We start from the raw sequence: 13,345 nt of genomic DNA, 5'->3' as shown, positions 1-13,345 counted from the left end.
TTATATAATTAGTAATGGTAAATTAATAACTAAATTCTCTTTTTAATTGTTGCAATTTGTTTGCAACTGATGCATTATATTGTTTGTCTCCCATTCTAAGAACAAAACCACCGATTATTGACGAATCTACAACATTTTTAATGGTAATCGTTCCATTAGAGAACTCTTTTAACTTATTTAAAACTTGCGCTTCAATTTCAGCAGTAATTGGAAAAGCTGTTGTAACTATCGCTGTTTCAATTCCGTTTGCTTTATCAAACTGTGCCAAATATTGTGAAGCAACTGCTGGTAAAATTTCAAATCTTTTATTAGCTAAAAGTAATTGAAACAAGCCGTTTGTTTCATTTTGAACTGATGAAAATACTTCTTTTACTACATTTAATTTTACTTCTCCCTTGATAGTAGGATTTGCAAAAAAATCTTTTAGTTCAGCATTCTCACTAGTTGCAGCAATAATAGCTTTCATATCGTTATTTACAGCCTCGGCCGTTTTATTAACGATAGCGATATCTAAAATTGCTTTTGCGTATCTAATCGCAGCTCTTGACATAACGATTGATTAATTTAATTTAACATCACCTAACAATTTCTCAACTAATTTAGTTTGAGAATCTTTGTTAGTTAATTCTTCTTTTAATAACTTTTCAGCAATTTCTAACGACAACGAAGAAACTTGATTTTTGATTTCGGCAACCGCTGCATTTTTTTCACTTTCGATTGTTGCTTTAGCTTGCTCAATCATTTTAGCGCCCTGCACTTGTGCTTCAGTTTTTGCATCAGCAATCATTTTATCTTTAATAGCCGTCGCTTCTTTTATCATTGCATCTCTTTCTGAACGTGCTTCATCTAATAATTTTTGATTATCAGATTTTAGAGCCATCATTTCTTTTCTTGCGTTTTCTGCAGCAAGCATAGCTTCTTTTATTCCTTCTTCTCTTTCATTAACTGCATCAAGAATTGGTTTCCATGCAAATTTTCTCAATAAAAGAATTAAGCCAACAAATATTAATACTTGCCAAAAGAACAATCCGAACTCAAACTGATTTATTAATTTTTCCATTATATGTGTTTTTACTTTTTTTAATGAATAAAACAATAGTTACAACCAACCGTTGCAACTATTGTTTTGAGTTTTTAATTACGCTGCAAATAATGCTGCGAAACCAATACCTTCAATTAAGGCAGCAGCAATCAACATTGCTGTTTGAATTTTTCCTGAAGCTTCTGGTTGACGTGCAATTGCGTCCATTGCTGAACCACCAATTTTACCAATACCTAATCCTGCTCCGATAACAATTAATCCTGCTCCAATAAAATTTAAACCTGTCATAATATATATATTAAATTAAACATTCTATGTATAATTAAGAAATTAGAATTTAAAACACTAATTTCTAACTCACTATTAATGATGCGCTTCTTCATGATGATGCTCTTCATTGGCAGAACCAAAATAAAGTGCAGATAACATAGTGAAAATATAAGCTTGTAAAAAGGCAACTAAAATCTCAAGTAAAGACAGTACAAATGCTAAACCGAAAGATAGTGAACTTCCTAACCAACTTTTAAAAATAAACATTAACCCGATAATACTCATTAACACAATGTGTCCTGCAAAAATATTTGCATACAAACGTATCATTAATGAGAACGGCTTAATTACTACACCTAATAATTCGATTGGCGCCAATACTATTCGCATTAATTTTGGAACCCCTGGCATCCAAAAAATGTGTCCCCAATAGTTTTTATTAGCTGTTAAATTTGTAATTAAAAAAGTTAATATAGCTAACGAGAACGTAATGGTTAAATTACCAGTAACATTAACTCCAAGCGGCGTTAAACCAAAAACATTTAGGAATAGTATAAAGAAAAATATAGTTAACAAATAACTCATATATTTCTTGTGATTTTTTTCACCAATATTAGGAATAGCAATTTCATCACGAACAAAAACTACCAATGGCTCAAATATTCTTCCAGCTCCTTTAGCAATACCTCCATTTTTCTTGTATGATTTTGCTAATGAAGAAAACAAGAAAAACATGATTAAAGCGGTAATGATAATAAATACTACACTTTTAGTTATTGAAAAATCAATTGGTCTAACATTTGTTGGATGACCTGTTTTTTCATCTTCAGTTAACGTTCCTTTAGCATCTGTTTTATATATTTTACCATCATGATGATTCAATACATAATAATTACCATTCGACTCAGCAACACTTTCTCCATGATGAAATTTTGAAGACGAAAATACTTGTAAACCATTATCCCATAAAATAATTGGTAAGGGAATATAACCAAAATGTTTTCCTTCCTTATTATCAGACCATAAATAAAAATCGTGAGAATCTAAAACGTGGTGTTTGGTGAAAGCTTTAATTTGAGACTTAATATCTGTAGGCTCTGAGTGACCTTCTTCATGTCCTTTTTCGTGAGTAGCGCCTTCTGTTTTGTGAGCTTCATGAGCGCCGTGAGCAGTAGTTTCTTCTGAAGGATTTGCAAAGTTTGTAACTGGCGCCAAAGCGAACACTAATGCAACTATAAAATGGACTGGTTTTTTAAAAATCACCATAACTTAATTGATCTTAAATTTTAAGGTTTCTAAAATTTTTTGCAAAATTACAATTTTAATTAAAATCACAAAGCGTAATCAAAGAAAACTTTTAAAATAAAATCTATTTTTTAGTGCTATTAAGCAAAATTGCTGAATACACTACATCTGCAATCATAAAAACAGCGAAAACGATAAAGTATATGAATTTTAAAAACAACTGATCTTGCAAGCTATTTGAAATTAATCTTATAATAGCATAAGCTAGTACAAACTTAATAGTTAGGGTAATCATAGCAATAAATCCAAATGCATAGGGCTTGGTTTTATAAAAATATGTGTGTAAAAACAAATAAACTAAACTGACCGCATAATTACCCATACACACTTGACTCATTTGAACAAAAGAAGTCTGATTTAAAAAACAATAACTTCCTATCCAACTGAAAAGCAACAGAACAACGAACATACATGTTAACCACAAAACGGATTTTAAAAGCTTCATTTATCTATGATTTGTTTATTTTTTTTACCTGTTCATTCACTAAATATAAGGAAATAAAAACTCCCAAGACAACACTTATATTCATTAAAAAATGTACATGAAATTTTTCATCTAATAATGAGCCTAACCACTTAAATAGAAAAATTGTAACTCCCATTTGAGATGGAATCGTAAGAAATATGAGCCATTTATTGGATTGTTTTTCGTTAGAACTCATTTTTTTAGATTTTTCTTGGGATTGGTTGAATTCGAAATTATAAATTTCTCATTTAACTACTGACTTAATAATTTTTTTGGTATTCGTTGAATGCTTCACAAGTTACGCATTTCACAGCTGGCTTCAAAAACAGCACCTGGCTCAACGGCAAGTTTGCTAGCAAAAACATCTCCTTTTATAGAAGCTGTCTTTCGAATAGCTAATAACTCTTCAACATCTAACTTCCCTTCAAAACAACCTTCAACATCAATATTTTTACAAGTAATTGTACCTTTTACTTTACTTTTTGGACCTAAAACTATTTTGCCTTCACACGTGATATTTCCTGTCAATTCTCCGTCTAATCTAAAATCAGCCGCACAGGTAATATCCCCATGCATAATCGTGTTTTCTACGATTCGATTTGTTCGTCCGAGTAAGGCATAATCTGACTTTGAATTCTTATCAAACATGTTTATTTTTTTAAAATTAAAGTCTCTAAATTTTTCTTTACATGAATCACTTTGTAGTCTTCATTTGAAATTACATATGCTTCATCTTTAATTTTATATTCTTTTTGAAGTTTTAAATAGGCATAACTTGCTTTAGCTAAATCGTCTGTTATAAAACCATGAATAACAATGCAATTTTTATCTAAATCATAAATGTCATTTGACACAAATAACTCTTTGTTACCTGAGTCATTTACAAATTTACTCAATTTTTGTAAGAGCTGTTTATGTGTTGCTTCGTTTGGATAACTCGTAACAAACACTAAATTATAAGTACGAGAGGGTTTGCCAAAATTAAATGCTTCTAACTGTGGAATTTCAGAAGCTAAAATAGTGGCTGCTCGTTTTGCTTCTTCATTTTTAGGATACTCTTTAACCACTTTTTGAAGTGCTTTTTTATAGGCTTCCACACCAAATAATCGAGCTTCAATTTTTGCATTTAGCATATCAAATTTTGCATTTAGCTCATCGCCGTCATATTTTTTAATCAACGGTTGAATAGCAACATAAGCCTCCCTGAATTGCCCTTCTTCGACTTGTTTATACAACAAATTAAATTCGGTGTCGGCATCAACTTCGGTTTGTTTGGCGTTTGTATGCGTTAACATAGCCGCATACCTACTATTTGGAAATTCTGAAATAATTTTTTCTTTGTAATACGTTGCTTTTTCAGTATTTGTTCCTGCATACAACTGGTATAAATTATAATACGTTGGCAAAATCAATTTCGCTTGCGGATTATTACGCAAAAGTGTCTCAAATGTTGATGTAGCTAGTGCCGACTCTTTTAAGCTTTCTTTAAATAATTCGCCTACTTTAAAACGCGCATCATTGGCTTCAATTTGCAAACTGTCAATTACTTTTTGATTTTTAGGTAATTTTTCCAAATAAAATGCTGTGGTATATTGTGGGTTGGATTCTTTAGCATCCAATGCTTTACCCTCATCACTCTTATCTGGTGTATCTGCTACGTCAGAAACATCTTGTGTGTCTGAACTTGTTGTTTTTTTTGCCCATTTCCAATTGTCAACCAAATCAAACGTCCCCCATTTTTTTTGAAACTCAATTTTTCCCTGTGCTACTGTAACGGCATTGTAATAATAAAACGTACTTTGAAACACATCACCTTTTACCGCAGCAATAGGTTGCGCTTGCATGGGCTGTTTTTTTGTGTCATCAATAGAGGTAAAATCGTTTTGCTTCGTATCCAACGCCAATTTTGCTGCCGTTTGTTTATCCAACTCAGCTTTTGCTTTTAAAGAATCTTTTGTCTTTAACTGGGTTATATACGTTTTAAAATATTTTGTTTTTTCTGCCTCAGACATTTTAGAAATTTGAACAATACTATCAGCAGCATTACAAATATCTAAGTATTTAACCACATCAACTAAGGTATTTCTTTTTTTATTGAGGGGCTTGTATTCTCTGTGTGTGGGTTTTAAAACGACTAAGGTAGAATCGAAATATTTTTTGGCTGAATGAAAATTTTGCTTGCTGTAATATATTGTAGCAATATTTCTATAGTTTGAAGCCGTTAAATAGGTGTTTTTAGGCTGGGTTTTATTAGACTTATTGTAAAAAAGAATGGCTTGTTTTTCATTTTTCTTTGCCTCATAAAATTTCCCTTTTTGATGGTATAATACATCTAAATGAGGTTTATTTTCTATGTCTTCAATAAATTTATCAAATTTTTTATGAAAAGCTAACGTATCACCTTTTTCAACATCAAATTGACCCGCTTGTTTGATGTGTGCATAAATGGTATACGATTTTGGTGCTTTTCTTTTTAAATCAATCACTTCTTGAAAAGCAGCAAAAGCACTATCTTTATATTGTAAATTCTCATATAATTGTCCTAAGATAAAGGCATATCTTGCTTTTTCTTCATTAACTTTAGTTTCTTTTTTAGCTACTTTAATACACGTAACAGCAGAATCTAACGCATTTATTTTGATATAGCCTTCTGCTAAAACTGCTTGAATATCTGCTAAATCTTTCCCGTTTAATCGGGTGTCTTTTAATGATTTTTTAAGGTTTTTAATAGCTAAAACCTCGTTGTCCATTTTAATGTTTATTTTTTCACGCCAAACCTTAGCTTGATACACATTGTTACTTGTTGGGTATTTGTACAGAATATAATTAAACGCTTCAAGAGCAGGCAAATATCTGTATTCATAATATCTTGCTTTGCCTAGCATTAAGTAAGCCTCATCAATTTGAGGATTTCGCTCATACCCGCCAATATTCATGGAACGTTTTTGAATGGCTTTAGTTGCTTTGTCCTCAGCGCGTTCAAAATTTGGATTTTTAGATTTTGCTGTGTTTTCGTCTGATTTTGACTCTTCAGGTTGTGGCTGCATGCGTTCTATGGGAAGAATTTCCCAAAAATCATCACTGTAATTTGCGTTGACCTCCGCCATTCCTTTATCAAGGGCCACACCACCATTATACAAAACATTATATTCAGTATTTAGTGCTTGGAAATTTCGGGTAGCGAAGTTGTTCTTCTTGGTAGAACAAGCCCACAAGAAAAAAAATGCAAAAGCAAAATAGATATATTTTAAACGAATTACTTTCAATTTTACTGTTTTTAGTACTAACTTACAAAGTTATATTTTAGTATATCAAAGCGTAAAAATAAGCTATTTTTTGATAAAAAAAAGTATTTTGATGGGTTTAACAATTTATTCAAAGAGAAATTACGCAACACTAGTAATCAATTCTAAGGCTTTGTTTACTGATTTTACATTATCAAAACTGATGAGTAAACGCAGGCCATTTTTAGTTTCTTTTTCTTTGATTTTGCAAAGCATTGGGTTTTGCTGTGCAAATTTTAGTACGGTCATAAAACGTTGCGTTTGATAAAAATCGCTTTGTTGATCGCCTAAAAAATAGCCAATCATTTTTCCTTGTTTAAAAATAAGCTTATCTATACCTAATTGGGCTGCTTTCCATTTAATTCGGACACTATTTAACAGCGCCAAAGCAGGTTTTGGCAATGCTCCAAAACGATCAATTAATCGCTGTTCATAAGCCTGTAATTCTACGTCGGTTTTAATAGTGCTTAATTCATTATACAAATTTAAACGCTCTGAAATGTTATTGATGTATTCATCTGGAAATAGCAATTCAAAATCAGTATCAATTTGAATTTCTTTGACAAATTCTTTAGTTTCTACATCCGCTTCTTCTGGATATAGCTCTTTAAACTCATTTTCTTTTAGTTCTTCAATGGCTTCGTTCATGATTTTCTGATACGTATCAAAACCGATTTCATTGATAAATCCACTTTGTTCGCCTCCTAATAAGTCACCTGCACCTCGAATTTCTAAATCTTTCATAGCAATATTAAAGCCACTTCCTAGTTCGCTAAATTGTTCTAATGCCTGAATTCTTTTTCGAGCTTCATCAGTCATGGCCGAATAAGGAGGCGTAATAAAATAACAAAAGGCTTTTTTATTACTTCTACCTACTCGACCACGCATTTGGTGTAAATCAGACAATCCGAAATTATTGGCATTATTGATAAAAATAGTATTCGCATTTGGTACATCTAAACCGCTTTCAATAATTGTTGTAGCTACTAATACATCAAACTCGCCTTCCATAAACGCCAACATTAATTCTTCTAGTTTTTTACCTTCCATTTGACCGTGACCAATACCTATTTTAGCATTTGGTACCAATCGCTGAATCATTCCGGCAACCTCTTTTATGTTTTCAATTCTATTATTGATGAAAAATACTTGACCGCCACGTTCAATTTCATAAGACACTGCATCTCTTATAGCTTCTTCATTAAATCTAATTACGTGAGTCTCTACAGGATACCTATTTGGTGGTGGTGTAGAAATAACCGATAAGTCTCTAGCAGCCATTAATGAAAATTGCAACGTTCTAGGAATAGGTGTTGCCGTTAATGTTAAAGTATCTACATTCGGTGCAATGGTTTTCAATTTATCTTTTACATTTACGCCAAATTTTTGTTCTTCATCTATAATAAGTAATCCCAAGTCTTTAAACTTAATATCTTTATTTACCAATTGATGCGTACCAATAATAATATCAACTTTTCCTTCTGCCAAGTTTTTGATCGTTTCAGATTTTTGTTTAGCGGTTTTAAAACGATTCAAATAATTAATCGTTACGGGCATGTTCTTCAAGCGTTCAGAAAACGTTCTATAATGCTGGTAAGCCAAAATCGTTGTGGGTACTAAAATAGCTACTTGCTTACCATTGTCAACCGCTTTAAAAGCTGCTCTTACGGCTACTTCTGTTTTTCCAAAACCAACATCGCCACAAACCAATCTGTCCATAGGTCTGTCGTTTTCCATGTCCATTTTAACATCTGCTGTGGCTTTTATTTGATCTGGTGTGTCTTCATAAATAAACGAACTTTCTAATTCTTTTTGCATGTACGTATCGGGTCCAAAAGCATATCCTCTTTCTAAACGTCTTTTTGCATACAATTGAATCAAATTAAACGCAATATGTTTAACTCGGGCTTTTGTTTTTTGTTTGAGTGCTTTCCATGCATTACTTCCTAATTTATAAATCTTAGGCGGCGCACCGTCTTTTCCATTATATTTTGAAATTTTATGCAATGAATGAATACTTACGTACACTATATCGTTATCTGCATAAACTAATTTTATGGCTTCTTGGGTTTTGCCTTCAACTTGAATTTTTTGTAATCCTCCAAATTTACCAATGCCATGATCTATATGCGTAACATAATCTCCAACGGCTAATGAAGTTAATTCTTTAAGTGTTATGGTTTGTTTTTTTGAATAGCCATTTTTGATTGAAAATTTGTGGTAACGTTCAAAAATTTGATGGTCTGTGTAACACGCTATTTGAAGTTCTTCGTCTATAAAACCTTGATACAATGGAAATACAACGGCTTGATATTTATTCGTTGTTTGTTCATGATTTTCTTCATCAATATCTGCAAAAATTTCTTTAAATCGATTGGCTTGATTAGCATTGGAACAAAACAAATAATTTTTAATACCATTTGCTTCGTTATTATGCAAATTATGAAGCAATAAATCAAATTGTTTATTAAATGAAGGCTGTGGTAAGGTGTGAAATGTGATAGTTTTCTCTGTTTTAAAAACAGGATTTTTATCCAATTCAATGACTGAAAAATCTAATGCTTTTTTTAAAAAAGCGGCTTCATTTACAAATAATTCTTCAGGAGTAGCGTGGTTAATTTCAGTATTTAATTTTGAAAATGTTTCTGTTGCTTTTTCAAATAATCGATTTAATTGTTGGCCAATAAATCCTGTATTTTGTAAAATTAAAACGGTTTTTTCGTTAATGTAGTCTAAAAAACTTTCTCTTTTTTCTTCCAACAGTTTATTTTCCACATTTGGAATAATGGTTATTTTACTGACTTTTTCTTTGGAGAGTTGGGTTTCCACATCAAACGTACGAATACTATCTACCTCATCACCAAAAAACTCAATACGGTACGGAACATCATTTGAAAAGGAAAAAACATCTATAATTCCACCTCTAACCGAAAACTCACCTGGTTCAGTAACAAAGTCAACACGTTTAAAACTATATTCAAATAAGGTTTCATTAATAAAATCGATTGATAATTTATCGTTTATATTAACCTTTAAGGTATTTCTTTCTAGTTCTTTTCGAGTCACCACTTTTTCAAAAATCGCTTCTGCATACGAAACAATAATGGCTGGTTTTTTTCTAGAATTAATACGATTTAGCACCTCAGCACGAAGCAATACATTTGCATTGTCTGTTTCTTCTATTTGATAAGGTCTTCTGTATGAACCTGGGTAAAACAATACATCTTGATCATTAATTAATTGCTCTAAATCATTTAAATAATAGGCCGCTTCTTCTTTATCGTTACACACGACTAAAAATGGAAGTTCTGATTTTTTAAATAAGGCATGAACTACAAAAGAAAGTGACGAACCCACTAAACCTGTCGCGTTAAACTTTCCTCTGTTAGGTAATGATGCTGCTAGTTGCGCTATTTTTGGCAACTGTTCATAGGTGTTTATTATAGTTGTTTTACTCAAAGTACTTGTTTTGAAAAAAAGTAATAAAACAGACTTGTATCTCTATACTTAGTCCTTCTTGTTTTTTACTTCTTGTTTTTCTAATTCATCAAAATTGACATTCTTAGCATTTCTAGTTGTATCTAGTGCATTAATCATTTCCTTTTCACCTAGTTCAAGTGGAATGTTATTTTTAATGACAATTTCTTCACACTGTGCGTAAAAAGCAACAATTTCTTTATTAATGGCAAGAATTAAGGTTTCTACTTTCTCTTTTGGAAGTACATCTAAAGAAAAATAGGTGTCTAATGCTTGTATTTTTGTTTGCATGGCTACTAATCTACTTCTTACCTGAGGTTTATTGAGCAAAGCGGGCAAGGACAAATGCAAGCTATCTGATTTTTTTGCTAAATTTTGAACTTTTAATTTAAAAGCACTAATCGATGCTTGAGGTTTTTGTTTTAGTTCTTGTTCAAAACTTTGCCATTCTTTCCATTTATTCAATTCCATTTGAACAGTTGGAGTAGCCACCGGTATAGTAAGTGTCCAAGCTTTATTAACCTGAGCAAAAACCAATGCATTTTTTTGTTCCATTTCGACTAAAAGTTGCTGCTCATCTTCTTGCTTACAAGCCAAAAAAAGAAGAGTTGCTAAAACAAATAGGCTACTTTTTATAGTGTGATTCATTTTTATATAATAAAAAGCAAATTTACAAATGTTCGGGATATTTTTCAGAAAATTCCGTTAAATATATTTTTGACAATTTTTACTAGCATTAGTTGAGAATTTTAAAAATATGTGTCAAAATTCCCTTTATTTATTGCTAATTATTTATATTTGTGATAGAAAAACTAAGGCTATGCAAACCAAAATATTGATTATAGGCGCTTGTGGTCAAATTGGCACCGAGCTAACTGCAAAATTAAGAAGTACTTATGGGGTAGAAAACGTAATTGCTTCAGACATTAGAAAACTAGAAAATGATGTGGTTAAGAATGGTATATTTGAAGTAGTAAACGCGTTAGACTATAATCAAATTGAACATTTAATAGAAAAATATCATATTACCGATGTCTATTTAATGGCAGCTTTACTTTCTGCAACAGCCGAAAAAAATCCTGCATTTGCATGGGATTTAAATATGAATTCTTTGTTTCACGTGCTCAATTTAGCGAAAGCAGGAAAAATTAAAAAAATATTTTGGCCATCAAGTATCGCTGTTTTTGGACCCACAACACCTCGACATAATACACCGCAATATACGATTATGGAGCCGAGTACAGTGTATGGAATTTCAAAACAAACAGGCGAACGCTGGGCAGAGTATTACCACAAACAATATGGTGTAGACATTAGAAGCATTCGCTATCCTGGTCTGATTAGTTGGAGTACAGAAGCAGGTGGCGGAACAACTGATTATGCAGTTGATATTTATCACAAAGCAATTACAGACGGAAAATTCACAAGTTTTTTAGCGGAAAATTCTGCGTTGCCGATGATGTATATGGACGATGCTATAAAAGCTACGATTCAAATCATGCAAGCTGATGCAGACGCTATAAAAATTAGATCTTCGTATAATTTAGCTGCGATGAGTTTTACACCCAAAGAATTAGCTGAAGAAATTAGCAAACATTATCCCGATTTCAAGATTACATATGAACCAGATTTTAGACAAAAAATTGCTGACAGTTGGCCTGCAAGTATTGACGATTCTGCTGCTAGAGAAGATTGGGGTTGGAAAAATGATTTTGACATTGAAAACATGACGGTTGACATGTTCAAAAACTTAAAAAAAAACGGTCTATAACTAAAAAAGGGATTATTTCCCTTTTTTTAATTTTTCAATTTCTTTATCTTCTAAAATAGATTTTGCTTTCACTATTTCATCAACATTTTCATTTGGAATAGTCATAGACAGTACATAGTGTTTTATTTTCCACTGACCATTTCCTTGATCAACTAAAACACCACTTCCTCTACAAATTTTCATATGGGTATCTAATAACTCATCAAACCAAGCCATTTTCATATCCGAAGAAAAATAGACATGTCTTTCTAAAGCTTTGAAATTCCAAGCTTTACCCTTATCAAAATAAGGCTTTGCAAACGAGATAAATTCCTGTTTATTCCAGTTTTCTGTTGCATCTGTTCCAATAAAAATTGCATCATCTGTCAAGGCATTGAAATAATCATTAAAATTAGCCTCTGCAGCTGCTTTGTGCCATGAATTTAATAGCAAATCAATTTCATACCTAGCTAATTTTTTATCCTCTTGAGTAGTTTGCTGTGATTTACATCCAAACAGAAGTACGCCTAGTACAACAGGTATTAATTTTCTCATTCTACTAATTTTTTAGATACCGTACTACTTGCAATTTTAGAGGCTAAAAACCCTAAAATTAAAATAGTAAGGATAACAATAATACAATTTTTTAATTCAAATTTTACTGGATAAGGCAATGAGGGCGAAATCATAATCCATTCGAAATGTTGTTGTAATGCTACTAAACCCATCCCTAACAACAAACCTAGTAATCCACCAAAAACAGTTATGATATTGCCTTGAAAAAGAAAAATATTTTTCAAATGTTTAAGTTCTGTACCCAAAAAATAAAGGGTTCTTAAATTATTTTTCTTTTCAATAATCATCATAATTAAAGCGCCTATAAGATTAAACAAGGCAATAATTATCACTAAAGTAAAAATTAAATACACCACCACATTTTCTGTATTTAACATTTTATACAACGCATCATTTAATTGTGCTCTATTTTTTACTTTAACTTTATTATTAAAAATGGATTGAAGTTGGGCAACAACATCAGCTTCTGAATAATTAGGCGCTATTTTAACCTCTACATACGTTACTTGATTCGGTTGAAAACGCAGTAACTCACGCGCCAAGTTTATATCACAAAAAATATACTTGTCGTCCACATCTTCGCTCACTTGAAAAATTCCCGATGCTACTAATCCTGCTTTACTAAAAGCTTCATCTGGATTTTCAATTAACCCCTTACCTGGTTTAGGCACAAACACTTCTAATCTATGATTGTAATCAAATAAGCCTAAAGCTAACCTCCTACTTATTCCAGCTCCTACAACAACCTCATTAGTTTGTGGTTCAATCCAAGAGCCTGCAAATAAGTATTTATGAAAATCATTCACGCTATTAAATCGAGTATCTACCCCTTTTAATTGAGCCACTTGTTCTTTTTGGTCATAAAAAAACAAAGCACGCTCTTCTATCACAGTGCTGTAACTCGTAATGCCTTTGTAGTTTTTTAATGCTTGAATTTGTCCAGGCGTTATAAAATAATTCTTGCCAGAGATAGGTTCAACCTTTAAATCAGAATCCGTAGCATTTGAAAAACTTAAACTAAATTCACGTAATCCACTAAAAACAGAAAGCACCACAAACAAAGCCATGGCACTTACAATAATCCCCAATGAAGCTATTACAGTAATCACGTTAATAGCTGTACTTTTACTTAGGCTAACCGCATATCGTTTTGCTATGTAAAATGGGAAGTTCAA

The 13,345-nt window shown here is 31.9% G+C and carries 13 protein-coding genes; 1 reads left to right on the top strand and 12 read right to left on the bottom strand.

The annotated features are described in order from the left end of the window. Positions 1-22: 22 nt before the first annotated feature. The 10 genes from atpH to RF683_RS01000 all read right to left on the bottom strand — a co-directional run bounded on the left by atpH (position 23) and on the right by RF683_RS01000 (position 10,492). A complete protein-coding gene (atpH, locus tag RF683_RS01045) occupies positions 23-556 on the bottom strand; it encodes an ATP synthase F1 subunit delta (RefSeq protein WP_309533179.1) in 534 nt (177 codons plus the stop codon). 3 nt (positions 557-559) lie between these two features. After that, positions 560-1,060, bottom strand: coding sequence for a F0F1 ATP synthase subunit B (locus RF683_RS01040; RefSeq protein WP_309532384.1), 501 nt, complete (start codon positions 1,058-1,060; stop codon positions 560-562). A 78-nt stretch (positions 1,061-1,138) separates the two neighbouring features. Then, a complete protein-coding gene (atpE, locus tag RF683_RS01035; protein WP_298658448.1) occupies positions 1,139-1,330 on the bottom strand; it encodes an ATP synthase F0 subunit C in 192 nt (63 codons plus the stop codon). A gap of 75 nt (positions 1,331-1,405) precedes the next feature. After that, on the bottom strand, positions 1,406-2,578 hold the full coding sequence (gene atpB, locus RF683_RS01030) for a F0F1 ATP synthase subunit A (RefSeq protein ID WP_309532383.1): 1,173 nt from the start codon (positions 2,576-2,578) through the stop codon (positions 1,406-1,408). A gap of 103 nt (positions 2,579-2,681) precedes the next feature. Further along, positions 2,682-3,062 (bottom strand): hypothetical protein, encoded by a 381-nt coding sequence (locus tag RF683_RS01025; RefSeq protein WP_309532382.1) that lies wholly within the window; start codon positions 3,060-3,062, stop codon positions 2,682-2,684. Positions 3,063-3,066: 4 nt separating this feature from the next. After that, positions 3,067-3,219, bottom strand: coding sequence for an AtpZ/AtpI family protein (locus tag RF683_RS01020; RefSeq protein ID WP_309533178.1), 153 nt, complete (start codon positions 3,217-3,219; stop codon positions 3,067-3,069). A 155-nt stretch (positions 3,220-3,374) separates the two neighbouring features. Beyond that, a complete protein-coding gene (locus RF683_RS01015; RefSeq protein WP_309532381.1) occupies positions 3,375-3,731 on the bottom strand; it encodes a bactofilin family protein in 357 nt (118 codons plus the stop codon). Positions 3,732-3,733: 2 nt separating this feature from the next. Continuing rightward, positions 3,734-6,349: a type IX secretion system periplasmic lipoprotein PorW/SprE gene (porW, locus tag RF683_RS01010; protein WP_309532380.1), complete on the bottom strand. Its 2,616-nt coding sequence runs from the start codon at positions 6,347-6,349 to the stop codon at positions 3,734-3,736. Positions 6,350-6,469: 120 nt separating this feature from the next. Beyond that, positions 6,470-9,826: a transcription-repair coupling factor gene (mfd, locus tag RF683_RS01005; protein WP_408733685.1), complete on the bottom strand. Its 3,357-nt coding sequence runs from the start codon at positions 9,824-9,826 to the stop codon at positions 6,470-6,472. A 48-nt stretch (positions 9,827-9,874) separates the two neighbouring features. Next, a complete protein-coding gene (locus RF683_RS01000; protein WP_309532379.1) occupies positions 9,875-10,492 on the bottom strand; it encodes a hypothetical protein in 618 nt (205 codons plus the stop codon). A 172-nt stretch (positions 10,493-10,664) separates the two neighbouring features. Between RF683_RS01000 and RF683_RS00995 the strand changes: the two genes are divergently transcribed. Then, positions 10,665-11,615: an NAD-dependent epimerase/dehydratase family protein gene (locus RF683_RS00995; RefSeq protein WP_309532378.1), complete on the top strand. Its 951-nt coding sequence runs from the start codon at positions 10,665-10,667 to the stop codon at positions 11,613-11,615. Positions 11,616-11,627: 12 nt separating this feature from the next. On the opposite strand, the gene RF683_RS00990 is transcribed toward RF683_RS00995, so the two are convergent. Both RF683_RS00990 and RF683_RS00985 read right to left on the bottom strand, forming a co-directional pair. Continuing rightward, positions 11,628-12,149 carry a nuclear transport factor 2 family protein gene (locus RF683_RS00990; RefSeq protein WP_309532377.1) on the bottom strand — a complete coding sequence of 174 codons (522 nt, stop codon included), beginning with the start codon at positions 12,147-12,149 and terminating at the stop codon, positions 11,628-11,630. Further along, positions 12,146-13,345, bottom strand: a complete 1,200-nt coding sequence (locus RF683_RS00985; RefSeq protein WP_309532376.1) for an ABC transporter permease — start codon at positions 13,343-13,345, stop codon at positions 12,146-12,148. Before RF683_RS00985 ends, RF683_RS00990 begins: the two co-directional genes overlap by 4 nt.

The organism is Flavobacterium sp. 20NA77.7 (assembly GCF_031326205.1).
In the GTDB taxonomy this organism is placed as follows: domain Bacteria; phylum Bacteroidota; class Bacteroidia; order Flavobacteriales; family Flavobacteriaceae; genus Flavobacterium; species Flavobacterium nakdongensis.
Note: the sequence above shows the minus strand (reverse complement) of the source record. Positions and strands in the feature narration are given on the sequence as shown.

Bases quoted from the DNA above. Each gene is read 5' to 3' on its own strand.
- RF683_RS01040 (WP_309532384.1), bottom strand. From the start codon at position 1,060: ATGGAAAAATTAATAAATCAGTTTGAGTTCGGATTGTTCTTTTGGCAA.
- RF683_RS01015 (WP_309532381.1), bottom strand. From the start codon at position 3,731: ATGTTTGATAAGAATTCAAAGTCAGATTATGCCTTACTCGGACGAACA.
- RF683_RS01025 (WP_309532382.1), bottom strand. From the start codon at position 3,062: ATGAAGCTTTTAAAATCCGTTTTGTGGTTAACATGTATGTTCGTTGTT.
- atpB (WP_309532383.1), bottom strand. From the start codon at position 2,578: ATGGTGATTTTTAAAAAACCAGTCCATTTTATAGTTGCATTAGTGTTC.
- RF683_RS00990 (WP_309532377.1), bottom strand. From the start codon at position 12,149: ATGAGAAAATTAATACCTGTTGTACTAGGCGTACTTCTGTTTGGATGT.
- RF683_RS00995 (WP_309532378.1), top strand. From the start codon at position 10,665: ATGCAAACCAAAATATTGATTATAGGCGCTTGTGGTCAAATTGGCACC.
- RF683_RS01000 (WP_309532379.1), bottom strand. From the start codon at position 10,492: ATGAATCACACTATAAAAAGTAGCCTATTTGTTTTAGCAACTCTTCTT.
- atpE (WP_298658448.1), bottom strand. From the start codon at position 1,330: ATGACAGGTTTAAATTTTATTGGAGCAGGATTAATTGTTATCGGAGCA.
- RF683_RS01020 (WP_309533178.1), bottom strand. From the start codon at position 3,219: ATGGGAGTTACAATTTTTCTATTTAAGTGGTTAGGCTCATTATTAGAT.